The 22818-nt window shown below is 38.0% G+C and carries 18 protein-coding genes; 15 read left to right on the forward strand and 3 right to left on the reverse strand.

The window, feature by feature from the left end; all coding sequences use genetic code 11:
• Positions 1-4: 4 nt before the first annotated feature.
• From jag to LI164_RS10055, 9 genes are all read left to right on the forward strand, one after another.
• Complete coding sequence (gene jag / locus LI164_RS10015) at positions 5-886, forward strand: RNA-binding cell elongation regulator Jag/EloR (RefSeq protein ID WP_005334695.1); 882 nt, start codon at positions 5-7, stop codon at positions 884-886.
• A 188-nt stretch (positions 887-1074) separates the two neighbouring features.
• Positions 1075-2487 (forward strand): tRNA uridine-5-carboxymethylaminomethyl(34) synthesis GTPase MnmE, encoded by a 1413-nt coding sequence (mnmE, locus tag LI164_RS10020; protein ID WP_117606958.1) that lies wholly within the window; start codon positions 1075-1077, stop codon positions 2485-2487.
• Positions 2453-4375 carry a tRNA uridine-5-carboxymethylaminomethyl(34) synthesis enzyme MnmG gene (gene mnmG, locus LI164_RS10025; protein ID WP_227087069.1) on the forward strand — a complete coding sequence of 641 codons (1923 nt, stop codon included), beginning with the start codon at positions 2453-2455 and terminating at the stop codon, positions 4373-4375. Before mnmE ends, mnmG begins: the two co-directional genes overlap by 35 nt.
• 135 nt (positions 4376-4510) lie before the next feature.
• Positions 4511-5230, forward strand: a complete 720-nt coding sequence (rsmG, locus tag LI164_RS10030; protein WP_105309790.1) for a 16S rRNA (guanine(527)-N(7))-methyltransferase RsmG — start codon at positions 4511-4513, stop codon at positions 5228-5230.
• Positions 5231-5953: 723 nt separating this feature from the next.
• A complete protein-coding gene (locus tag LI164_RS10035) occupies positions 5954-6718 on the forward strand; it encodes a ParA family protein (protein WP_005334704.1) in 765 nt (254 codons plus the stop codon).
• A gap of 17 nt (positions 6719-6735) precedes the next feature.
• The gene (locus LI164_RS10040; RefSeq protein ID WP_029731690.1) at positions 6736-7644 is read left to right on the forward strand and encodes a ParB/RepB/Spo0J family partition protein; all 909 of its coding nucleotides are present in this window, start codon (positions 6736-6738) and stop codon (positions 7642-7644) included.
• A gap of 1 nt (position 7645) precedes the next feature.
• Positions 7646-8185, forward strand: coding sequence for a DUF4446 family protein (locus LI164_RS10045; protein ID WP_005334708.1), 540 nt, complete (start codon positions 7646-7648; stop codon positions 8183-8185).
• Positions 8186-8199: 14 nt separating this feature from the next.
• On the forward strand, positions 8200-9486 hold the full coding sequence (gene serS / locus LI164_RS10050; RefSeq protein WP_005334710.1) for a serine--tRNA ligase: 1287 nt from the start codon (positions 8200-8202) through the stop codon (positions 9484-9486).
• Positions 9487-9488: 2 nt separating this feature from the next.
• Positions 9489-10364, forward strand: a complete 876-nt coding sequence (locus LI164_RS10055) for a DUF3881 family protein (RefSeq protein WP_005334712.1) — start codon at positions 9489-9491, stop codon at positions 10362-10364.
• A gap of 1326 nt (positions 10365-11690) precedes the next feature.
• Here the strand turns inward: LI164_RS10055 and LI164_RS10060 are convergent.
• Positions 11691-12680 carry a serine/threonine-protein kinase gene (locus tag LI164_RS10060; protein ID WP_227087070.1) on the reverse strand — a complete coding sequence of 330 codons (990 nt, stop codon included), beginning with the start codon at positions 12678-12680 and terminating at the stop codon, positions 11691-11693.
• 115 nt (positions 12681-12795) lie between these two features.
• On the reverse strand, positions 12796-12993 hold the full coding sequence (locus LI164_RS10065) for a hypothetical protein (RefSeq protein WP_173794181.1): 198 nt from the start codon (positions 12991-12993) through the stop codon (positions 12796-12798).
• 201 nt (positions 12994-13194) lie between these two features.
• Here LI164_RS10065 and LI164_RS10070 point away from each other — a divergent pair, with 201 nt between their 5' ends.
• From LI164_RS10070 to LI164_RS10090, 5 genes are all read left to right on the forward strand, one after another.
• Positions 13195-14193, forward strand: a complete 999-nt coding sequence (locus tag LI164_RS10070) for a serine/threonine-protein kinase (protein WP_227087071.1) — start codon at positions 13195-13197, stop codon at positions 14191-14193.
• On the forward strand, positions 14186-15418 hold the full coding sequence (locus LI164_RS10075; protein WP_227087072.1) for a hypothetical protein: 1233 nt from the start codon (positions 14186-14188) through the stop codon (positions 15416-15418). Before LI164_RS10070 ends, LI164_RS10075 begins: the two co-directional genes overlap by 8 nt.
• Positions 15405-16343: a PP2C family serine/threonine-protein phosphatase gene (locus tag LI164_RS10080; protein WP_227087073.1), complete on the forward strand. Its 939-nt coding sequence runs from the start codon at positions 15405-15407 to the stop codon at positions 16341-16343. The genes LI164_RS10075 and LI164_RS10080 overlap by 14 nt, the downstream gene beginning before the upstream one ends.
• 145 nt (positions 16344-16488) lie before the next feature.
• Positions 16489-17814, forward strand: a complete 1326-nt coding sequence (locus LI164_RS10085; protein WP_227087074.1) for an AAA family ATPase — start codon at positions 16489-16491, stop codon at positions 17812-17814.
• Between the two features lie 138 nt (positions 17815-17952).
• Positions 17953-18666 carry a hypothetical protein gene (locus LI164_RS10090; protein WP_227087075.1) on the forward strand — a complete coding sequence of 238 codons (714 nt, stop codon included), beginning with the start codon at positions 17953-17955 and terminating at the stop codon, positions 18664-18666.
• Positions 18667-18730: 64 nt separating this feature from the next.
• On the opposite strand, the gene LI164_RS10095 is transcribed toward LI164_RS10090, so the two are convergent.
• Positions 18731-20794, reverse strand: coding sequence for an ATP-binding protein (locus tag LI164_RS10095; RefSeq protein ID WP_227087076.1), 2064 nt, complete (start codon positions 20792-20794; stop codon positions 18731-18733).
• A 212-nt stretch (positions 20795-21006) separates the two neighbouring features.
• Between LI164_RS10095 and LI164_RS10100 the strand changes: the two genes are divergently transcribed.
• The gene (locus LI164_RS10100; RefSeq protein WP_227087077.1) at positions 21007-22767 is read left to right on the forward strand and encodes a diguanylate cyclase; all 1761 of its coding nucleotides are present in this window, start codon (positions 21007-21009) and stop codon (positions 22765-22767) included.
• The last annotated feature ends 51 nt before the right edge of the window (positions 22768-22818 follow it).

Here is a 22818-nt window from a genome sequence, read left to right on the forward strand (position 1 = left end):
ATTCATGGATTACATTACTGTAACAGCAAAGAATCTTGATGATGCGATTACAGAAGCGTTAGTTCAGTTAGAAGTAACAAGTGATCGTCTTGATTATGAAGTTATCGAAAAAGGAAGCGATGGTTTCCTTGGATTCGGTAGAAAACAGGCCGTTATCAAAGCCCGCAGAAAAGAAGAGCCTGTAGTCGAAGTAAAAGCTGAGAAAAAAGAAGAGAAACCTGTAAAGGTCGAGAAGGCAGCAAAAGTTGAGAAGACAGAGCATGCAGAGAAAAAAGAACCAGTAAAAACTGAGACTAAGAATGAATTTAAGAAAGAGCATAAGAAAGAGAAAGATTTCAAAAAAGCTCCGAAAAAAGAAGTAAGAGAAGAGACAGAACTTGCAAAAGTTGAGCCGGCTACAATTGAAGCTTGTGAGAAATTTGTAGAAGATGTTCTGAACGCCATGAATATGGAAGAGGTAAAGGTTACTTCTACAGTTGATGAGGAAGGTGCACTGAGCATCACTATGGAAGGTAAGAACATGGGTATCCTGATCGGTAAGAGAGGACAGACACTGGATTCTCTTCAGTATCTTACCAATCGTGTAGCTAACAAGATGCAGGATGGATACGTTCGTGTAAAACTTGACACAGAGGATTATAGAAGAAGAAGAAAAGAGACTCTTGAGAATCTTGCAAAGAACATTGCAAGCAAGGTAAAGAGAACAAGAAGAACAGTTGCACTTGAGCCAATGAATCCATATGAGAGAAGAATCATTCACTCAGCACTGCAGTCTGATCCGGCTGTATCTACACACAGTGAAGGTGAAGAGCCTTACAGAAAAGTCGTTGTAACACTGGCAAGAAGATCCGGTGGCTCTCATAATTACGAGAAATACGACAAATAGAAGATAAAATTACAAAGCAGGGGTTTAAAAAACCTCTGCTTTTTTGTACAATAAAATAATGATGCCAGGATAATTCTACGATATAGCCTCCGGCAGGATTGCAGAGGTAAAGAAGTGCGAGAGTGCACAGCACGAAGCAGTTCGTAAGGCATCATGTGTACAGGTGAAAATAACAGGGAGGATATAGAATGAGAAATGAGTCTGGCACAATCGCAGCCATATCTACCGCCATGAGTAATTCCGGAATTGGAATTGTCAGAATGAGTGGAGAAGAAGCTGTAGAGATTGCAGAGCGCATATATAAAGGAAAAAATGAAAAAAAGCTGTCAAAACAGCCTACGCATACCATTCACTACGGGTATATTGTAGACGGAGAAGATACGATTGATGAAGTGCTTGTGATGCTGATGCGTGGACCGCACAGCTATACAGGAGAAGATACTGTGGAAATCAATTGCCATGGTGGTGTGTATGTTGTGCGAAGAATTTTGGAGACGGTGATAAAATATGGCGCAAGACCTGCAGATCCAGGCGAATTTACAAAGCGCGCATTTTTAAATGGAAAGATGGATCTATCCCAGGCAGAGGCGGTAGGAGATCTCATTTCTTCAAAAAATGAGTATGCACTTCGAAGTTCCGTCAGCCAGTTGAAGGGGAATATTAAAAAAGAGATCCAAAAAATACGTGAAGAAATTCTGTATCATACAGCATTTATCGAGACAGCACTAGACGATCCGGAACACATCAGTGTGGACGGTTATGGCGAGAAGCTTGAAGTTGTCGTGGAAGATCATATGAAGAGCTTGAAACATTTATTATCCACTTGTGATGATGGAAGAATGATCAAAGAAGGAATTAAGACAGTCATCGTAGGAAAGCCAAATGCCGGAAAATCTTCCCTGTTAAATGTGTTATTAGGTGAAGAGCGTGCAATTGTAACTGAGATTGCCGGAACAACGAGAGATGTACTGGAAGAGCATATGAATCTGCAGGGAATCTCATTAAATATCGTAGACACAGCAGGAATCCGTGATACCGAGGATGTGGTAGAGAAGATTGGTGTAGACCGTGCAAAGGAAAATGCAAAGGATGCCGACCTTATCATGTATGTCATTGATGCTTCAGCGCCACTGGATGAGAATGACGATGATATTATGCGTATGATCTATGGTAGAAAAGCTATTATTCTGTTAAATAAAGCGGATCTTAATACAATTCTTGGAAAAGACGAGATAAAGAAGAAATATTCCGAGATTAATCAGTTAGAAAGTTGTGATATTTTTCCTGCAATTATAGAGATATCTGCGAAAAACGGGCAGGGGATCGGTGAATTGGAACAGACATTGAAAGAGATGTTTTTTGAAGGAAAAATATCTTTTAACGATGAAATTTATATTACAAATGTGCGACATAAAACAGCATTGAACAATGCTTATGAGGCATTAAAAAAGGTAAAAGAAAGCATAGATATGGGTATGCCGGAAGATTTTTATTCTATTGATCTGATGGATGCCTACGAAGAACTTGGAAGTATAACCGGAGAGACGATAGGAGAAGATTTGGTCAATGAAATATTCAGCAAATTCTGTATGGGAAAATAAAGACGAATATGATATTGCAGTAATTGGAGCAGGACATGCAGGCTGTGAGGCAGCTCTGGCGGCTGCAAGAATGGGATTTAAGACAGTAGTATTTACCGTCAGCGTGGAGAGTATTGCCATGATGCCTTGCAATCCGAATATTGGAGGAAGTTCAAAAGGACATCTTGTCAAAGAAGTTGACGCTCTTGGCGGTGAGATGGGCAAGGTCATTGATAAGACATTTATTCAGTCAAAGATGTTGAATCAATCAAAAGGACCGGCAGTACATTCACTGCGTGCCCAGGCAGATAAGGAACAATACAGCAGAACAATGAGGAGAGTGCTGGAAAACCAGGAAAATCTGGATGTCAGACAGACGGAAGTGGTAAATATCCTGACTGAAGAAGTCTGTGAAAGTGGGAAGAAAAAAGTAATTGGTGTTCAGATACTCTCTGGGGGTATATATCGAGTAAAAGCAGTCGTATTGTGTACCGGAACATATCTCCGTGCGAGATGTGTATATGGTGAGGTTAGTAATGCAACCGGTCCGAATGGTTTGCAGGCTGCAAATCATCTGACAGAATGTCTGAAGAATCTTGGAATTAACATGTACCGTTTTAAGACGGGAACTCCGGCAAGAATCGATAAAAGATCTATAGATTTCAGTAAAATGGAAGCGCAGTATGGTGATGAAAGAATCACACCATTTTCATTTACCACTAATCCGGATGATATTCAGATTGACCAGGTGCCATGCTGGTTAACCTACACTAACGAAAAGACACATGAGATTATCCGTAATAATCTGGATCGTTCTCCATTATATTCCGGAATGATAGAAGGAACAGGACCGAGATATTGTCCATCTATTGAGGATAAAGTAGTAAGATTTGCGGACAAGAACAGACATCAGGTATTTATAGAGCCTGAAGGAATTGATACAAATGAAATGTACATCGGAGGTATGTCCAGTTCTTTACCGGAGGATGTCCAGTATGATATGTATAGATCTGTTGCAGGTCTGGAACATGCCAAGATTGTAAGAAATGCATATGCAATTGAGTACGATTGTATAGATGCAAGACAGTTAAAGCCATCACTGGAATTCAGAGAGATTGAAGGGTTATTTAGCGGAGGACAGTTCAATGGAAGTTCCGGTTATGAAGAAGCTGCATGCCAGGGATTGATTGCAGGTATCAATGCAGCAAGAAAGCTTCAGAAAAAAGAAGCAGTTGTACTGGATCGATCTCAGGCATATATTGGCGTTTTGATTGATGATCTGGTGACAAAAGAAAGTCATGAACCATATCGTATGATGACATCCAGAGCGGAATACCGGTTACTTCTAAGACAAGATAATGCAGATCAAAGACTGACGGAGATAGGATACGAAATCGGATTAATTTCACAGGATAGATATGAACGTTTAAAATTAAAAGAAAAACTGATTGAAGAAGAAGTATCACGTGTAGAGCATGTGCATGTAGGAACAAGTGAAAAGGTTCAGAATTTACTTGCGCAGTACCAAAGCACACCGTTAAATTCCGGAATTTCACTGGCAGAACTTATCAGAAGACCGGAATTAACTTATCAGGTACTTGCTCCAATCGATGAGGCAAGACCGGAATTTCCAAAAGATTTGTCAGAAGAAGTCTCTGAGCAGGTAAATATATCAATTAAATATGATGGATATATTAAACGCCAGAAAAAACAGGTAGAACAGTTCAAAAAACTTGAAAATAAGAAAATACCAGAAAATATAGATTATGATCAGGTGAAGAGTCTTAGAATCGAAGCAGTTCAAAAATTAAAAGAATTCCGTCCGGTTTCTATTGGACAAGCTTCTAGAATTTCCGGAGTATCACCTGCAGATATATCTGTATTGCTTGTATATCTAGGCGGCAGGTAAAATAATTCGAGATCAGTATATTGTGCGTATTTTGCAAAAAGAATGCCGAGAATATTTTTTAATTAATATATGAAGAACTGAATTAATATGGATAAATAGAAGAATATAGAAGAATGAAAATAGTTAGGAACGGATATGAAAAATAAAGAACAGAGATTAATCGAAAACATGAAAATGATATCTGTAGAACTTACGGATAAACAGGTATCTCAGTTCATCAAATTCTATGAAATGCTTGTAGAGTGGAATAAGGTTATGAACCTCACAGGAATTACAGAATATGATGAAGTAGTTATGAAACATTTTGTGGATAGCTTATCTATTGTAAAAGTAAATGGATTTGATAATGTAACGTCTATTATTGACGTAGGAACTGGAGCAGGATTCCCGGGTATTCCACTAAAAATAGTATTTCCAGAGATAAAAATCACATTATTAGATTCATTGAACAAGAGAATTAAGTTCTTAAATGCTGTTATAGATGAACTTGAGCTGGAAAATATAGAAACAATACACGGAAGAGCAGAGGACTTTTCGAAGAAAGAAGATTACCGTGAACAATATGATCTGTGTGTTTCCCGTGCAGTAGCAAATCTGGCGACTTTATCAGAATATTGTCTTCCTTATGTAAAAGTAGGTGGATGTTTTATACCTTATAAATCCGGAGAAATTGATGAAGAGTTAAACAACTCAAAAAAAGCAGTACAGATATTAGGTGGAAAAATCGAAGAAGTGGTAAAATTCCAGTTGCCAGATACAGATATCGGAAGATCATTTGTAAAAATAAAGAAGAACAAGAATACTGCAAAGAAATATCCACGAAAAGCAGGCTTGCCGGCGAAAGAACCATTATAAGATTGAGATGTTTCACGTGAAACATTAAATAAAAAATATGGATTGATTGATAGAAAAATGGCGTCCTCAAACAGGTCATTTCAATTCATTGCTGCGTCGTATATTATTATATCAAAAATTAAACTCGTCTCAAAGAGACTCAAACAGTAATTTTTGATATAAAACTATACTCGCAATGAATTGAAAAACAACCTAAGTTTGAGGACTCTCTTTTTCTATTTGATATCCACAACTATTTTGTATATAAAAATATGTTTCACGTGAAACATTGAAAAGAAGTGAAGATAAGTATATTCATTTCAATTCAGTGTTAAGTCGTATATGATTATATCAAAAACAAATTCGTCTCAAGGAGATTCAAACAGTAATTTTTGATATAGCACTATACTCACAATGAAATGAAAAATAACCTATGTTTGAAAAAGTCCTTTTTCTATTATATATCAGCCACTGCTCTTACATATATAATATGTTTCACGTGAAACATTAAAAAGAGTAAAGCACAGATTCGTTACTCTCAACACGAGAATAAAAGTAATGGGAGCGTAGTAGAAATATGTCATGCAATTGCATGACGCGCACCTCGCAATAAGAATGCTGAGGCATTCTTGAATCTTATATCCTTATTTTCACAAATTCAGACAAAAAACTATGTTTCACGTGAAACATTTGTGGTATACTATAACTTGTAACGAAATGTAGAATGAAAGGTGAATTAATAATATGGGGAGAATTATTGCCGTAGCTAATCAGAAAGGCGGAGTTGGTAAGACTACCACATCTATCAACCTTGCAGCTTGCCTTGCTGAAAAAGGGAAAAAGGTTCTTGCTGTTGATATGGATCCACAGGGAAATCTCACCAGTGGTCTGGGGGTAGATAAAGATTCTGTGGAAAAGTCTATTTATGAACTGATTATTGGAGAAGTTGATATCAAAGAAGTAATTAATAAAGAAGTTCTTGAAAATCTTGATATTATTCCGACCAGTATTGATTTGTCAGCAGCAGAAATTGAATTGATTGGTGTAGATGATAAAGAATATATTCTTAGAAATGCAATTGATCAGGTAAAAGATCAGTATGATTTTGTAATTATAGACTGTCCACCATCTTTGAGTATGCTGACGATTAATGCTATGACTACGGCAGACTCTGTTATTGTACCGATTCAGTGTGAGTACTATGCATTGGAAGGACTCAGCCAGTTAATACATACAGTTGAATTAGTAAAAGACAGATTGAATTCAAAATTGGAAATAGAAGGTGTCGTATTTACAATGTATGATGCCAGAACGAATCTGTCTCTTCAGGTAGTTGAGAATGTAAAAGACAACCTGCAACAGAATATATATAAAACTATAATTCCTAGAAATATTCGACTGGCAGAGGCACCAAGTTACGGATTGCCAATTAATAAGTATGATCCAAAATCAACAGGAGCAGAAAGCTATATGAGATTGGCTGATGAGGTTATCGAAAGAGAAGAATAAAAAATAAGGAGGTTCCCATGGCTGTTAAGAAAAAAGGATTGGGAAAAGGACTTGATAGTCTAATTCCTGAGAAATCAAATAAGCCATTAGCAAAAGAGCCGGCTGAAGAAAAGAGGGAGTCTGAGTCAGGTTCGGGTATTCAAATGATGAAAATCAATATGGTTGAGCCGAATCGAGATCAACCGCGTAAAAAGTTTGATGAAGATGCAATTCTTGAACTGGCAGATTCAATCAAACAATTCGGAGTACTGCAACCGCTTCTTGTAAGAAAGAATAAAGATTATTATGAGATTATTGCAGGAGAGAGACGTTGGAGAGCTGCTAAACAGGCCGGAGTCAAAGAAGTCCCTGTTATTGTAAAAGAGTATACAGAACAGGAAATAGTAGAAATCGGTTTAATTGAAAATATCCAGAGAGAAAACTTAAATCCAATTGAAGAAGCAATGGCATTTAAGAGATTGTTGGAAGAATTTAATCTGAAACAGGATGAAGTGGCCGAGCGTGTATCAAAAAGCAGAACTGCAGTCACAAACTCTATGCGACTTCTGAAATTGGACGAGCGTGTTCAGCAAATGATTATTGATGACATGATCTCGACCGGACATGCAAGAGCATTACTTGCAATTGACGATAAGGATGAACAGTATAATCTGGCAAACCGGATATTTGATGAAAAATTAAGTGTACGTGATACAGAAAAGCTTGTAAAAGAAATCAAAAATCCGAAAAAGCCAAAAGAAAAAGTAAAGACCGTAAATGATTTCATTTATAAAGACCTTGCGAATAAAATGAAAGAAGTTATGGGTACAAAAGTTAGTATAGCATCTAAAGGGAATGGAAAAGGTAAAATAGAGATAGAATACTATTCTGATGAGGAATTAGAACGAATGTTCGATATGATTATGAGCATTGGAAAGGAAGAATAATATGGAAAGCAAGATACTGAATGCACTGGGGATAGATCCAGCATTTATTTTCCTGTTTATGCTGATTCTATTCGTAGTTTTGTTTATACTATATGTAAATGTAACCATGAAATACAATCGTTTGAAAAACAGCTATGCAACATTTATGAAAGGGAAAGATGGAAAATCCCTTGAGCAGAGTCTGAAAGATAAATTCGAGGAAGCAGAGGCGGTTCTTAAGTTTACAAAGCAGAACAGAACAGAAATCCGTGAGTTAAATCGTAAATTAGAGACAAATTACCAGAAAGTCGGAATTGTAAAATACGATGCATTTAACGAGATGGGTGGAAAACTGAGTTTTGCACTTGCTATGCTGGATGGAAATGACAGCGGCTGGATCATCAATGCAATGCACAGTCGTGAAGGATGTTACACTTATGTGAAAGAAATCGTAAAAGGTGAAAGCTATGTAGAGCTTGCTGAGGAAGAGGCAGAGGCACTGGATAAAGCCATCTTCCATGATATAGAAAAGATTGAAAAAAGCGAGATTATTGAAAAATAAGGAGGATATGAGAGATGTTAGATATCAAATTTGTCAGAAATAACCCGGAGGTCGTAAAACAGAATATCAAAAATAAATTCCAGGATGATAAGCTTCCACTAGTTGATGAAGTTATCGAATTAGATCAGAGAAACCGTGAGATTAAACAGGAAGTAGAGGCTCTTCGTGCTGATAAGAATCAGATTTCCAAACAGATTGGTGCATGTATGGCACAGGGAAAGAAAGAAGAAGCAGAAGAGTTAAAGAAAAAAGTTCAGGAAAATGCAGAACGAGTAGAAGCTTTATCTAAAGAAGAAAAAGAAGTAGAAGCTAAAATCAAACAGAATATGATGATTATTCCCAATATTATCGATCCTTCTGTACCAATTGGAAAAGACGACAGCGAGAACGTTGAAATTGAAAAATTCGGTGAGCCGGTCGTACCTGATTACGAAATTCCATATCATACAGATATTATGGAAAGCTTTAATGGAATCGACCTTGAAAGTGCCGGAAAAGTAGCCGGAAATGGATTCTATTACCTTATGGGAGATATTGCAAGACTTCACTCTGCAGTTATTTCTTATGCAAGAGATTTCATGATCGACAGAGGATTTACTTACTGCATTCCTCCATTTATGATCAGAAGTAATGTAGTAACAGGAGTTATGAGCTTTGCAGAGATGGATGCCATGATGTACAAAATAGAGGGTGAAGACCTGTATCTGATCGGTACAAGTGAGCATTCCATGATTGGTAAATTCATCGATACAATGCTGACAGAGGATCAGCTTCCACAGACACTTACAAGTTATTCTCCATGTTTCCGTAAAGAAAAAGGAGCACATGGTATCGAGGAAAGAGGAGTATACCGTATCCACCAGTTTGAGAAACAGGAAATGATCGTGGTATGTAAACCGGAAGAGAGCAAGATGTGGTATGACAAATTATGGCAGAACACAGTAGATCTGTTCCGTTCTATGGATATCCCGGTCCGTACACTTGAGTGCTGCTCCGGAGATCTGGCAGATCTGAAAGTAAAATCCTGTGACGTTGAGGCATGGTCACCAAGACAGAAGAAATACTTCGAGGTCGGAAGCTGCTCTAACCTTGGAGATGCTCAGGCAAGAAGACTTGGAATCCGTGTAAAAGACGCTGATGGAAACAAATATTTTGCAAACACACTGAATAATACTGTAGTAGCACCACCAAGAATGCTGATTGCATTTCTGGAGAACAATCTTCAGGCAGATGGTTCTGTAAGAATCCCAGAGGTACTTCGTCCATATATGGGTGGTATGACTGAAATCAAAAGGAAATAAAAATGCATCAATATCTGAATGCCATAGGATTTGGCAGCATGAAGTCAAAAAAAGAATTATATGAGATACTGGATAAAGTAGAACAGCAATATACGTGTCATGAGCTTGTATATCAGGACGAAGAATTAGATTTTTGTGAATATCAGAAGGAATTCGGACCTGGAATGGGGATATGTCTGTGCGGAGACATGGATTCTGTGGATAACTTTACGAAAAGATATTATTATCCATATTTTCTTGGAACAGGAATCACGTCCTATGCAGATATCACGATTGAGCGCAGAATGGACAGAGAGGCCTATGTAGGAATCTGTGAAGATGCAAAAATCGGAATTACGATTATATTTTATCTGCAAAATGTGCCACAGTATTTGAAGGAAAAGCAATTGAGTGGTAACAAGATGAACTATACATCTGTAACACTTGCAGGATTATGCGAGTCAGGGACTATATTGCTGCCGGTAAAGAAAGATCATTCACAAAAAGAACGACAGAGAGAAGAGGTGTATAACCGCATGCAGCTTCTCTCTGCTGCAAAATCCGGAGATCCCAATGCAATCGAGACGCTCACACTGGAAGACATTGATACTTACTCAAAGGTGTCAAGGCGACTGGTGACGGAAGACGTATTCAGCATTGTGGATACATACATCATGCCGTATAGTGTGGAGTGTGACCGATATTCCATATTAGGTGAGATCCAGGAACTCCATGAAATCGTGAATGAGTATACAGGGGAAAATGTTTACGTGATGAAATTAGACGTAAATGGCCTCGTATTTGACGTTTGCGTGCCGAGACAGGGACTTCTTGGGGAACCGGCAGTAGGACGCAGATTTAAGGCGAATATGTGGCTTCAGGGCTATATTAATTATTAGTATCTGACTATAAGATGATTATAAGACTGAAAATGTAAGATAACAAGAGAGCAGGGGATTACCTGCTCTCTTGTGTATTAGATGGTCATGTATCACACACTAAAATCATGAGACATCATCAGAAAACACCTTGATAAAATATAAATATACAGAATATTCTATTGAAATAGTACAATTATAAATTAATTAAAATAAATATCATAAATAGTATTGACAAAACAAAACCTAGATGGTATTATATAGTCAATCCAAAGGAAAACAAAATATCAAATCAAAAAAGATTTAATATAAGATATGATCAAAAAAATTAAATGATAAAGAAGAACCAAAAAAGTTCAGTAAAAAAATTTAATGAAAAGATTAAATCGAAAATTAAATCAACAAATTTTAGATTAAGATAGAATAACCTAAAATAACCCAAAAGGTTAAATCGAAATTCGTATAAGAAGATTTGATAGAATAATTCCTTAGGAATCATCGATAGAAGTCCTGACGAGAAAGGGACGAACGAAATAGAAAGGAAGGAGGCTTAAACCGTTGGACAATTCAGAATCTATAAATAGTCAATATGTTGGTGGTATGGCAAATGGAAGTTCCCACAGAATAAGCCTTAACCATAGATCATAAAAATCCGGTAAGAAGATTGAATAAAAAAAGATAAATCGGAGAAGAAAAGATAACCGGTATAAAAGAGAAAACATTTGCAGAACATATTGAGGATAAAGATACCGCAGTAATTCAAGGAATTAGAAGATGTGTAAAGAAACATCGAACTAATCGAGATTTATATAAAAAATGAGTTCTATAAAGAAGAGATGCTATAGACGGAATAGCTGGATGGTCGTAGAGTATATTGAAGAATCTCATGGAAGAGAATGATAGCGATAACTACTATGAGAAAGTTATAGATAGGGAATAGTAAGGAACTTCAATATAGAAGATGAGGGTTATATAAATCAAATCAATGAAGCGTAAATCGGCGACTTTGAATTACATGTTATAGTTCTAAAAGAAAGGAAAACAGGCAGGGAACAAGATCAACAGAAACCTCCGATAATAAAAAATATGAATATAATGAAATTTAATATAAAGTAGCCATTATAATTAAGGATAATTATAATGGCTACTTTAATGTGGAAAAAGGGCAGAAAATGTATTTGTCATCAAAAGTGGTAAATGCTGTGAAAAAAATTATGAAATTAATTGAGTGGGATAACTCTTGATGATAATGTGGAAAAATACATGAATCAGAGACTATAACGTGGAAAACTAACGGGAGAGAAGAAAAGGAAGAACCAAGGCAATCAAAGTCCAAGGTTCTTCTTTTTATTTCTTCTTCGCAGCTTCCCAGTTATCATCCCTTTTTTCTAATGTACAGATTTTATCCATGCATATCATTAAATCCCGTTTCATTGCCGTCGCTGACTGATATCGAGCTTTCGGGTCATTAGCACAGGCGGTCATTACAGTATCATAGAGGATTTCTTCAGACATTTTTTGTTTGATATTTGTTGCAATTCCCCAGCTTGACAGCTTTTGCTTCCAGTCCCATTCGGTATCTCCGTTCATACGCCGGTTTATCCGGTCTATGGAACTTTGAATTTCAGAAAAAGGCAGTTTGAAATCATTTGCCAGGTAATATAAAACCATACCAAGGGAATAAATGTCTGCGGTCTGGTCATAAGGCATTCCTTTGTAAACTTCCGGTGCCATAAAATCATAAGAGCCAATCACGGTCATAGTTCCTGAAATCTGCTGTCTGGCAACACCAAAATCTCCCAGTTTAAAGTAACCTTTTGGGGAGACCATAATATTTGCCGGCTTGATATCACGATGAATGATATTTTTTGCATGACATACTTCTAAGGCATTGCAAATATCAATTCCCAACTTCACAATTTGTTTTCTTGTAAGTCCATTACATTCGTCTGCAAAATCCATCAGATCTTTCAGATATTCCATCTGGATATAAAGCTTCCAGTAATTTAACTCCGGCATTTTTTCCGTACAGCTTCCTTTCAACTGCACAATCGTCTTCATTCCCACAAATGATTCTAATAGATTCACTTCTTGTGTCATCTGGTCGAATCGCTGCGCGTAGCTTTTTCTGGCTTCGTCCCAATCCTTGGTAAATTCATACCGTACCGTATTGTTATCCAATGTCCAGTTTATAATTTTCAGGGCCGAAACCTCTTCATTTTCCGTTCCTTTATCTTTTACTAGTTTATAAACAGAACCGTAAGAACCATGACCTAATTCTTCTGTAATCTCATAGCCGTTCTCGCTCCACTGTATTGGTAATTTTGGAAATGTCATCTTTTTTGTTCCTTTTATTTTAGAATTGCGATTTTAATTAAAAAGCTGATACTTTTTCATTATATTCTGGATGATTGAAAATTACTAGATTAGATACCAAAATGAACTTTAAACTTTAAAATAATATACAGGCAATGATGAAAGCAATAATACTCTTTGCAACTGTCCACAGATCTCGTTTGATGGCTCTGTCCCTTTCAGGACTGTCGTAATTACCTTTGATTGCGGTGATGATATCTCCGAGTGTAGCTAAAAACAAAAATTTGAGAAATTCATAAATACTGTAAATAAATAAACCATATACAATGATCATCGTAAACTCCTTTCCAATCCTTTGGATTGCTGCATTTGTAATCTGATGACGTTATTGTAAAGGATTCGAATAGTGATTTTGTAATGACAACGGAATCCATAAATTTTCCGCCACAGGAGGAAGTGTGTTGAAAGGTTGTCAGAGGACTGATACAATGTCATATATAATATATTGTGAATACATTGTGGAGGAAAGATTTTGATGAGAAATCTACAATTTCCGGAGCTGCCAAGACAGTGGAGTTCTCATGGATATGAAATTGATGAACTACTGGGGCAAGGCTCTTATGGAGCTGTTTACCGCATGGTGAGAAATAAAGGAACGGATCAGGAAGAATATTGGGCTTTAAAAGTTATCGAGAAAAATCTTACAAAAAAAAGAATCAGATTCCAATATCGTAATGACATAGCGGCCGCGAGAAGAGATTTTGGTAAGGAATTTAACAAGCTTGCAAGGGAAGTTAATATATTGGAATCATTTATGGATGAGAAGCATATTGTCCAAATTAAAGGCAGTTGTCTGGAAAAAATGCCGGAGGAAAATTACTGGCGTGCCTACATACAGATGGAATATCTTACGGAGCTGATGGACTATGCTTATCCGGAGGAAGAGGATTTGGAGAGTAGTAATTTGGAAAGCAGCGATTCAAAAAATCAGGATTTCAAATTTACAGAGGAACGCATGAATCAGGAGGAAATCATCCGGCTTGGAATTGAAATCTGTCAGGCGCTGGAGGTCTGCCATAAGGAAAATGTATTGCATCGGGATATTAAACCGGAGAATATTATGGTTGCGAAAGACGGAACTTTTAAACTTGGCGATTTTGGTCTTGCGAGAGAGTGGGATGATGGATCGATGACAGTAATTGGTACGAGAAATTATATGGCACCGGAAGTATATAATACATTTTATGATAAAAGTGCAGATATTTATTCGCTGGGAATGGTACTATATTATTTTGCAAATGATATGAGGCTGCCATTTTGGGACCTCCATGATTCAGTTGCTCAGATGAATGCTCGTTGTAAGGGAGAATTGCCGGAGCCCAAGACAGCATTTGAACCGCTGAGAAGAATTATTTTAAAAGCATGTGCCTTTGAACCGAAAGACCGTTATCAGTCTGCGGCAGATATGAGAGCAGATCTGGAAAATGCAAAAAGTATCGGAAATAAGGAAAAGGAGATAAGAAAATATGTCTAAGGAAAATATGTCCAAGAAAAATATACTGGATTACGATGAGGAGAAAACAATCCGTCCACAGAACTTCACGCTTACAGCTATGAAGGAATTTTATGATACGATTGAGTCAGATCAGTTCCAGGGAGCGAGTGAAGATACGATCTATAAGTATCTGACGAACATCATGGAGATTGTATCATTTAAAGACTTTTTGAGAAGATATATTTATGAATATGCAGGGATTAAAGAAAACTTTAATCAGGTCACAAATTATCCTGAGCTGCTGTTGGAAATCTTTGCGAGAAACGATTGCTATGATTCGAACGATGTAGAAGAAAAAAAGAAATTAAAGAAAAAAGCGAACCGCTGGCTGACATCAGAGAGTGTAAAGCGTGAGAATATGTTTTATATCGGATTTGGACTGGATATGAATGATAAACAGATTTCTGAATTCCTGACACTGGTATTAAAGGAGCCGGATTTTGATTTTACGAGTCCTTCGGAAACGATTTACTGGCACTGCAGGTATAATGGAAAGTCTTGGATGGAGGCGCAGAAGCTTCTTGAAGCTTATGAGAATCAGGCAGAAGATCCGTCCATTCGGGAGAATCATATGTGGCAGGCAATGCAGAATGACCCGAAAATGTATGTGAGCAGCGAGGAAGGTCTGGAGAAATATTTACATTATCTGAAACAGCTTGGCGTTGCAAAAAAACGTGAGACACAGGCGCGGGAAGTGTTTATGAGACTGTACGAGAGAGCGCAGAAGCTGTGTGCAAAGCATTTGAACCGTTATCCGGATTTGATTGAAAAAGATGGAAAACAGGCGGAACTGAAAGCGGAAGATATCAATCCGTCCAGAATGGAGAGCATATTGTATAGTGGAGTGGCTGTAACAGATAATGGTAATCTGATGTCCTTTGCAAAGCTGAAAGAACAGTTCAAGAGCAAACGTCTGAGCCGTGCCAGAATCAATGGAATTTTAGGTGGTAAGCCGATTGAGCGATTTGATCTGATTACACTGATTTTCCTGATTTATGCATTGGACGAAGAAAAACTGACGAAAAGTGCACCGGCACGTTTTAATGAATTTGTAGATGAGACCAATGATTTGTTAATAGAAGCGGGAATGATCGAGTTATATCCGGTCAACCCGTATGAGGCATTTGTCATGATGTGTGTCGTATCAGAAGATCTGTTAGATACATTTGCAGGAGTATGGGAGAAGTCATATGACGAAGAATAAGGAAAAGTTGGTGAAAGTAGAAGCGGTATGTACCAGCATGACCGGCGAGTTCCGGGACACGAACGAAGACAATTTTTATTTTAACGGGCAATACATGGATTCGGACGGGGGAATTGCGCTGCGTCTGACGTCAGGAGAGCCGGAAGAAGTGGAACCGGAGGAAGAAGAACTGTCTGAAGAAATGTTGCAGATTATTGAAGAGAGTTATAGAGAAGCGGAAGAGAATGGGGAGATTCCGGATTTCGATGATTTCGATGTGGCAGAATTACTGGAAGATAATCCTATAGGTGAAATCCTTCATGCGCCAGAGGCTGATGTGTCAGGTAAATGGGTTGCTGTGTTCGACGGAATCGGCGGCCTGCCGTGCGGCGAGATGGCTTCGTATATTGCGGCAGTGACACTTGCGAAGGCAGAATGCCCATGGAGATCGAGAGAAGAGGCTGACTATGAAGCATGTATGTGGAAAATTGCAAAAGCAATGGAAGCCAATCTTATAAAATGGAAGAAAATGCAGAAGGTAAGGCAAATGGGGACGACCATGACGGCGTTAAAGTTCGGTCGGAATTACATTTTCGGAATGTCTCTTGGAGATTCCAGAATTTACCGGCTGCGTGAAGGGAAGCTTGCGCAGTTATCCACCGATCATACTTACCGCCATCCGGGGCATATACGAAGTGCGCTGGTCGGTTATATCGGAACGGAGTATGCAGATGATTTTAAAAAGATGGATTTCTACAAGCTTGAATATCAGAAAGGTGATAAGTATCTGCTTTGTACAGACGGTGTGACGGATATGGTGAAAGATGAAGTCCTGGAAGAAATCTTGCAGATGCCGGTAGCAGAAGCACGTGGAAAAATGGTCGATGAAGTCAACCGCATGGGAGCGGAAGATAATGCAACGTTTATTATTGCGAAGGTTGTGTAGAAGATGAGAAGGTACCCTTCCCGGTTACAGATGTGAAAATGTGATGTAGTAAGATAGAGACATAAACAAAGAAACACATGAAAACAAACACATTTGAACATATATTTTCAATCGAAAATGAAAACAAACCTGGGAGGGTACATTTATGTTAAGAGAAAAAGCTTTTGATTTCTGGAAAACTTATATTGGACTTATGACAAAGGGCGGAGTTGACGTCACGATGACAAATCCGGCAGTAACCTTTACAGCTGATGCAAAGGCCGGAGAGTATGATGACATAAGCGATGAAGAATACTATGAACTTCTGGACTTTACAGAAGAACTTGCAAGCTTCTGGAAGAAAAACCGGGAAGCGACAGCCGGGGCGGTTCTCCTTGAAGCACTGGTCAATACAGATTTAAGTCTCAGCGAAACAGATAAGCTGGCTCAGATTCTTGCTGAAGCATCAGAGCGTAAGACTTATAAGTATATAAAGCCAGAGCCGGAGTTCGAAACAACTTTTGATAAGACGCCATTTGACGAAAGCGAAGTAGAATGGACACCACAGATGATCTACGAATATCTGGACGAGAATGTCTACAGACAGGAGAATGCAAAAAAAGCAGCAGCAATCATGCTCTACAATCATTTGAAGGGACGCAGACGGAATATGATTCTTGCCGGACCGACCGGATGTGGTAAAACAGAAATCTGGCGCTCCCTTCAGAAGAGATTCCCGTTCATCAAAATCGTGAATGGTCCTCAGATCGCCTGTGACGGCTGGAAAGGCAGCTATCACGTAAAAGATATTTTCCTTGAGGAGCCTGCCGAAAAAGTGAAAAAAATGCTGATTGTCATCGATGAGGCAGACAAGCTCTTTGAGCCATCGATCGGATCGGCCGGAGTAGATTATTCCCGAAAAATCCAGAATGAATTTCTAAAGATTATGGACGGAGATAAAGTCGAATTTGTCTCAGAAGGCAATGATGCCAAAAAGACGACAATTGATTGCAGTCATGTTTCATTTGTCTTCTGTGGAAGTTTTGAGACGCTGCTTCAGAACCGTGAAGACAAGCCGGCAACAATCGGATTCTTCCAGAATACAGCTCCTGATGAAGAAGCAGAGTCAATCACAATCGAAGATCTCGTTGAGTACGGAAATGTCCGTCGGGAGATTGCAGGACGTATCCAGCAGATCGTAGCGTTAAATGCTCTGACCGTCGATGATTTTGAGCACATTCTGAACAGCAGAAAACAGATGTCCCCGATTCGTCAGCTGGAGAAGCTGTATATGGTGAATCTTTCCGTAGACGATAAGACAAAACGAATCCTGGCAGAAAAAGCTGCCGGAAAAAATCTCGGATGCCGTTACATGCGATCTCAGATTCAGAGCATGCTGGATGAGAAGATGTTCGACGATCCGGATTGCCGAAATTTCAAACTTTCACTTGTGGAAGAGAAAGAAGAAGGACTTCCGTGGTGCGCAGCGTAGCCCACGGAAGTCCCTGACACTGAAACAGAAAGTCCATGACATAACAGTAAAAAGGGGAAAAAACATAGTTTACTTGCACAATGTTGTAAGGCTATAAAAGAACAAGATAAAATTATACTACATAGGAGATAAAAAATTATGGAACAGAACAATTATCTGGAATTTGAAAAATCTAAAGCAGCAGTTTATACGATTATGGAAGCTTGCTTTCAAGATGTATTTGATCTGGAAGATGATGAATTGGGAAGTTTTCATGATGAAATTGACGAATATATGAACCAGAATCAGAAAGGCAGCTGGCTTCCGGAAAATCAGATGATTACAGACCGTTTTTATGAGTGGCTGTTTGAAGAACTCCCGTACTTTTATGTGGGACTTCTGACAAGACCGGTTCTTGTAAACTGGTTATTTAAAGTGATGTATGAATCTGAAAAAAAGAATAATAAAATGCAGGCTTATGAAGTGAATCCAGAATTTGTTGACAGATCTTTCCCAACAGAAAAAAGTGCTGTACATGAGGTTGATTTTATTAAATATGACGGCGTATACAAGGTTGACTTCACAAAATATGATGAAGAGTTATATCATACATTTGCAGATAAAATCAGCGAAGGACTTCATCGGATACAACCATTAAATTCAGTACTCAGTGTCTGTTGTGGTACGATGTCAGATCAATATAAGATAATGATTCGTTTTATTGTGGGACATTTTCTTGAACTGCTTTTCCTTCTGATGCATGATTTGAAAGTGTATATAATGTTGGCTAATCATTTGGCAAATATTCAAATAGAAATAAACTGCATGCTTGATCCATTTGGATGTGAGGAGCCGCCTGAATGGGAGGAATAGAAAAGCCTGCGGCAGCAAAGCCGCAGGCGCTGGAATGTGCCGAGGCACATTCTTAATTCTATAACTAATTCTCTACAATACTCTGTTTTAATATAGTGAACATCTTTTCCGCATCTAATGGTTTCGCAATAAATCCATTCATTCCAGCCTTTTGAGTCATCTCAATATCTTCGTCAAAGAAATTTGCGGTCATGGCAACGATCGGTGTGGTTGCTTTTTTCGGGTTTTCCATCTGCCTTATCTTTGCGGTTGTATCATAGCCATTCAAGATCGGCATCTGAATATCCATAAGAATCAGATCATAGTATCCGTCATCTGATTCTTCCAGTTTATCAAAACATTCCTGGCCATCTTTGACCCAGTCGATCAGAAATCCTTCTTCTTTCAGTAGTTCCATCGCAATTTCAGCATTTAATTCATTATCTTCTGCAAGAAGAATACGTTTTCCAATATTTTTATCGGTCATAAACGTTTGCTCTGGCAGTCCTTTTTTGCATACATCTTCTTCAGAAGCAAGTTCCAGTGGGACTTCTACTGTAAATTTTGTTCCTTTTCCCGGCTCACTTTCCACATGAATCCTACCATTCATCAGTTCCACAAAAGATTTCACGATAGAAAGACCAAGACCTGTACCGCTGACTTTATTCTCCGTAGCTGTATGTTCTCTGGAAAATTCATCGAAGATATGTGGAAGGTATTCCGAGGCCATTCCAATTCCAGTATCTTCGCAGACAAATACATACCGTGCTTTTTTATCATCGAATTCCGTCTCATTAATAGTCACATGAATCGAATGACCGTCAGGAGTATACTTGATGGCATTGCTCATGATATTCAAATATATTTCCTGGAGCTTTGTCTTATCACAAAATGCATATTTATGTTGAACATTTGTATCGATAGAACAGAGGATTCCTTTCATTTGGATATCAGACTCTAATACTGTATTTACCGAATAAAATAATTCGCTCAAATTTGCTGCTTCTGTTTTTAATATAGCAGTTCCGCTTTCGATACGGGCCATTTCCAACACCTGATTAATAATCGTCATCAGAAAGTTTCCGGAAGATTTAATCTTTTTCAAATATTCTCGTACTTTTTCTTCGTTGTCAAGATTCTTTCCGAGAAGATCTGAAAACCCAATGATTGCATTCATCGGGGTTCGGATGTCATGGCTCATATTAAACAGAAATCGAGTTTTTGCCTCACTTGCTTCTCTTGCCTGTTCAGCGGACTTTTTCAGTTCCACTGCATACTGGTTTTCACGATATTTTTTACTGCGCACCTGATTAAAAATAGTGGCGCCCATTAAGGACGTTATACAGGAAACGGCAATAACAGCAATCCATTGATAAATGGAAATCCAGCCTTCGTCTGGTACAATATCTACATACCATGTATCATTAGGAATTTCGCATTCTACTGTAAGGCTGTTCTTAGGTATGTGTTCCTGACTTTGAGTCAGAACAACTCGGCTGCCTGTAGTTTCATCAGTTGTCCATATTTCATAGCAATAGGAAGCTTCATTTAATCGGTCCAAACCTATTTCATCTATAAATTTATCCCAGTCGATGACCATAATCACAAAGCCCCAAAAAGAGTCATTGTCTATAGAATCTTCTTTATAAACCGGATGGAACAGCAAAGCGCCTGTTCCTCCCTGTTTTAATTTATATGGTCCACCAAGTGTATAGTTTCCGGTTTCTTTCGCACGGTTTGCATCATCCTTACGCTCATGATCTGTCAGCATATTTATTCCAAATGCGTTCTCATTTCCCTGCTGTGGAAATACATCAGTAACAACTCCATCCAGCGCAAGTTCAAAAGCTTTCACAATACCATCCTCGTTTGGAAGCATTTTCGCTAATTCCGAAAATGAAGTCTGATCCAGGTTATATCCTGCGAGAACTACATTTCCAAGAAACTCTGAAAGTTCAACATACTGATTCAATTGCGCATTGATTCGTCTTACTGTACTTTGGGCAGTATAAGTGGCGGCTGTTTTTTTTCCTTTTTCTATGTTCTTTAAATTAATATATCCAAAAAGAAAGGATGCAATAAAAACAAGTAATCCAACAATCAAACTGTATTTTTTTATTTGTTTAGAAGCGCTACTTCTTTTTTTCATTCGCGGTTGCCTCGTCATCTTCAATCATTTAAAATTACGTTAAGAACTAATTGCATTTTACACCAATATTTCCATTGTACGCAAGGAAAACGTTATTAGTACAATGGAAAAACGTCCTATAACTTTTTGGGCAAAATCTATTCAAATTTTTTACTTCTGTGATATAATGCTTTATTATAAAAACATTAGATAGATAAAACGAGGTAAATCAGGTGAAGAAAAAAACGCTTGTGCCTCTTATCGTTTTTTTACTGGGCATATGCCTTGCTAGTTTAGTTGTATACAAAACAGATACCCATGAAAAAGAGCAGAGCCGCACAACAGCACAATTAAATGTAACAACCTATGGGGAACGTATAAAGAATGAGATTACAAATGGAATAGAGATTACAGATGTTCTGAAACAGCTTTTGATCAGTGAAAATGGAGAAATCAATCAATTTGACACAATTGCAGAAAATATTATGTCGGATTCTGTTGAAAGCGTACAGCTTGCTCCGGCTGGCATTGTAACGGATATTTATCCGGCCGAGGGAAATGAGACAGGTAAAATTGATCTGATTCATGATAAAAACCGTGGTGAAATTTCCATATATGCAAGAGATCATCATACAATCGTTACACAGGGGCCTTTTGAATTGAAACAGGGGGGATATGGAATTGCTGTCCGCAATCCTATTTATTTGAAAGATGAAAACGGACAGGAATATTTTTGGGGATTTACCATTGTTATCCTTCGTGTTCCGGATATTTTTTCAGATGCAACAAGTGCACTTTCGAAGTTTGGATATGAATATAGTCTTTCAAAAATGGATAATCCATGGAGTGATCATTATAAAGTTGTTTATCAGTCAGATCGTCAATTAACGAATCCGGTTTCTTATGACTTTATGATAGGAGAGGAGAACTGGAAGTTTGAAGTAACGCCTGAAAATGGCTGGGAAAACAATACATTAATAGCAGTAATCAGTGTTTTCTTTATTGCGATTACCTTGCTTTTGGCAGTTCTTACCCGGGTATGGCTGGTATCAAAAGAAAATAAAAACAAATTTCAAATACTGGCGCACACAGATTCTCTTACAGGTATTTACAACCGCTATGGATTCGATGAACTGGCAGAACAGATGATTACTAAAAATCCGGAAGCAAAATTTGTGGCTGTACTTCTTGATATTGATGATTTTAAGTTTGTTAATGATATCTATGGGCATGTCTATGGAGACAATGCATTAAAGAGTCTGGCAGACAGTATGAAAGCTTTTTTTCCGTCTGGTGCGTTATTAGGAAGAAACGGCGGCGATGAGTTCGTTATTCTTTTAAAAGATTATTCCTACGATGATGTAAAAGAGAAGCTACAGCAATTCACTATAGCTCCAAAGACATTTTCATACAAGGGAAAAGAACATCAATTTTCTATTTCTCTTGGATATGCGGAATATCCGACATTTGCGTCTAATCGTTCACAGCTTATGCGCTGTGCAGATGCAGCCCTTTACGAAATAAAACTTCATGGGAAAAATGGCTGTATGGCTTATAAGGAAGGGCTTGAATTAAGGGCTCGTAAACAACTTGGATTTGCATTCAAGGATATCTCCGAGAACCTTCCAGGAGCATTTATCATATACAGAGCAGACAAAGAAGATGACGAACTCTTTTATGCAAATCAGGAGTTTCTTCATATGGCCGGGTATAAAGATATGGATGAACTATTCAGACTTACAAAGAAAAGTTTCCGCAACCTGATACGCGAAGATGAGCAGAAGAAGATAGAAGCAAGCATTTGGGAACAGATTGATAATGGCAATGAAAATGATTATATCCACTTTCATTTACGAAGAGCGGATGAATCGTATCTGTCTGTGCTTGACCATGGGAGAATTGTTGAGAGCCAGCAATATGGCAAAGTATTTTATGTATTGTTCATGGACTGGGAGGATATGAATAGTCATTACAGTGAAAAATTTTCCGGATAATCAAAGGAAATATTGTAAAAAATATTGTTGTAAATAGAAAAATCCTGCTCA

The sequence above is a fragment of the Dorea sp. 210702-DFI.3.125 genome (genome assembly GCF_020560945.1).
GTDB classification, from domain to species: domain Bacteria; phylum Bacillota; class Clostridia; order Lachnospirales; family Lachnospiraceae; genus Dorea; species Dorea formicigenerans.

Coding starts and splice junctions, on each gene's coding strand:
- jag (WP_005334695.1), top strand. CDS start 5: ATGGATTACATTACTGTAACAGCAAAGAATCTTGATGATGCGATTACA.
- mnmE (WP_117606958.1), top strand. CDS start 1,075: ATGAGAAATGAGTCTGGCACAATCGCAGCCATATCTACCGCCATGAGT.
- mnmG (WP_227087069.1), top strand. CDS start 2,453: ATGAAATATTCAGCAAATTCTGTATGGGAAAATAAAGACGAATATGAT.
- rsmG (WP_105309790.1), top strand. CDS start 4,511: ATGAAAAATAAAGAACAGAGATTAATCGAAAACATGAAAATGATATCT.
- LI164_RS10035 (WP_005334704.1), top strand. CDS start 5,954: ATGGGGAGAATTATTGCCGTAGCTAATCAGAAAGGCGGAGTTGGTAAG.
- LI164_RS10040 (WP_029731690.1), top strand. CDS start 6,736: ATGGCTGTTAAGAAAAAAGGATTGGGAAAAGGACTTGATAGTCTAATT.
- LI164_RS10045 (WP_005334708.1), top strand. CDS start 7,646: ATGGAAAGCAAGATACTGAATGCACTGGGGATAGATCCAGCATTTATT.
- serS (WP_005334710.1), top strand. CDS start 8,200: ATGTTAGATATCAAATTTGTCAGAAATAACCCGGAGGTCGTAAAACAG.
- LI164_RS10055 (WP_005334712.1), top strand. CDS start 9,489: ATGCATCAATATCTGAATGCCATAGGATTTGGCAGCATGAAGTCAAAA.
- LI164_RS10060 (WP_227087070.1), bottom strand. CDS start 12,680: ATGACATTTCCAAAATTACCAATACAGTGGAGCGAGAACGGCTATGAG.
- LI164_RS10065 (WP_173794181.1), bottom strand. CDS start 12,993: ATGATCATTGTATATGGTTTATTTATTTACAGTATTTATGAATTTCTC.
- LI164_RS10070 (WP_227087071.1), top strand. CDS start 13,195: ATGAGAAATCTACAATTTCCGGAGCTGCCAAGACAGTGGAGTTCTCAT.
- LI164_RS10075 (WP_227087072.1), top strand. CDS start 14,186: ATGTCTAAGGAAAATATGTCCAAGAAAAATATACTGGATTACGATGAG.
- LI164_RS10080 (WP_227087073.1), top strand. CDS start 15,405: ATGACGAAGAATAAGGAAAAGTTGGTGAAAGTAGAAGCGGTATGTACC.
- LI164_RS10085 (WP_227087074.1), top strand. CDS start 16,489: ATGTTAAGAGAAAAAGCTTTTGATTTCTGGAAAACTTATATTGGACTT.
- LI164_RS10090 (WP_227087075.1), top strand. CDS start 17,953: ATGGAACAGAACAATTATCTGGAATTTGAAAAATCTAAAGCAGCAGTT.
- LI164_RS10095 (WP_227087076.1), bottom strand. CDS start 20,794: ATGAAAAAAAGAAGTAGCGCTTCTAAACAAATAAAAAAATACAGTTTG.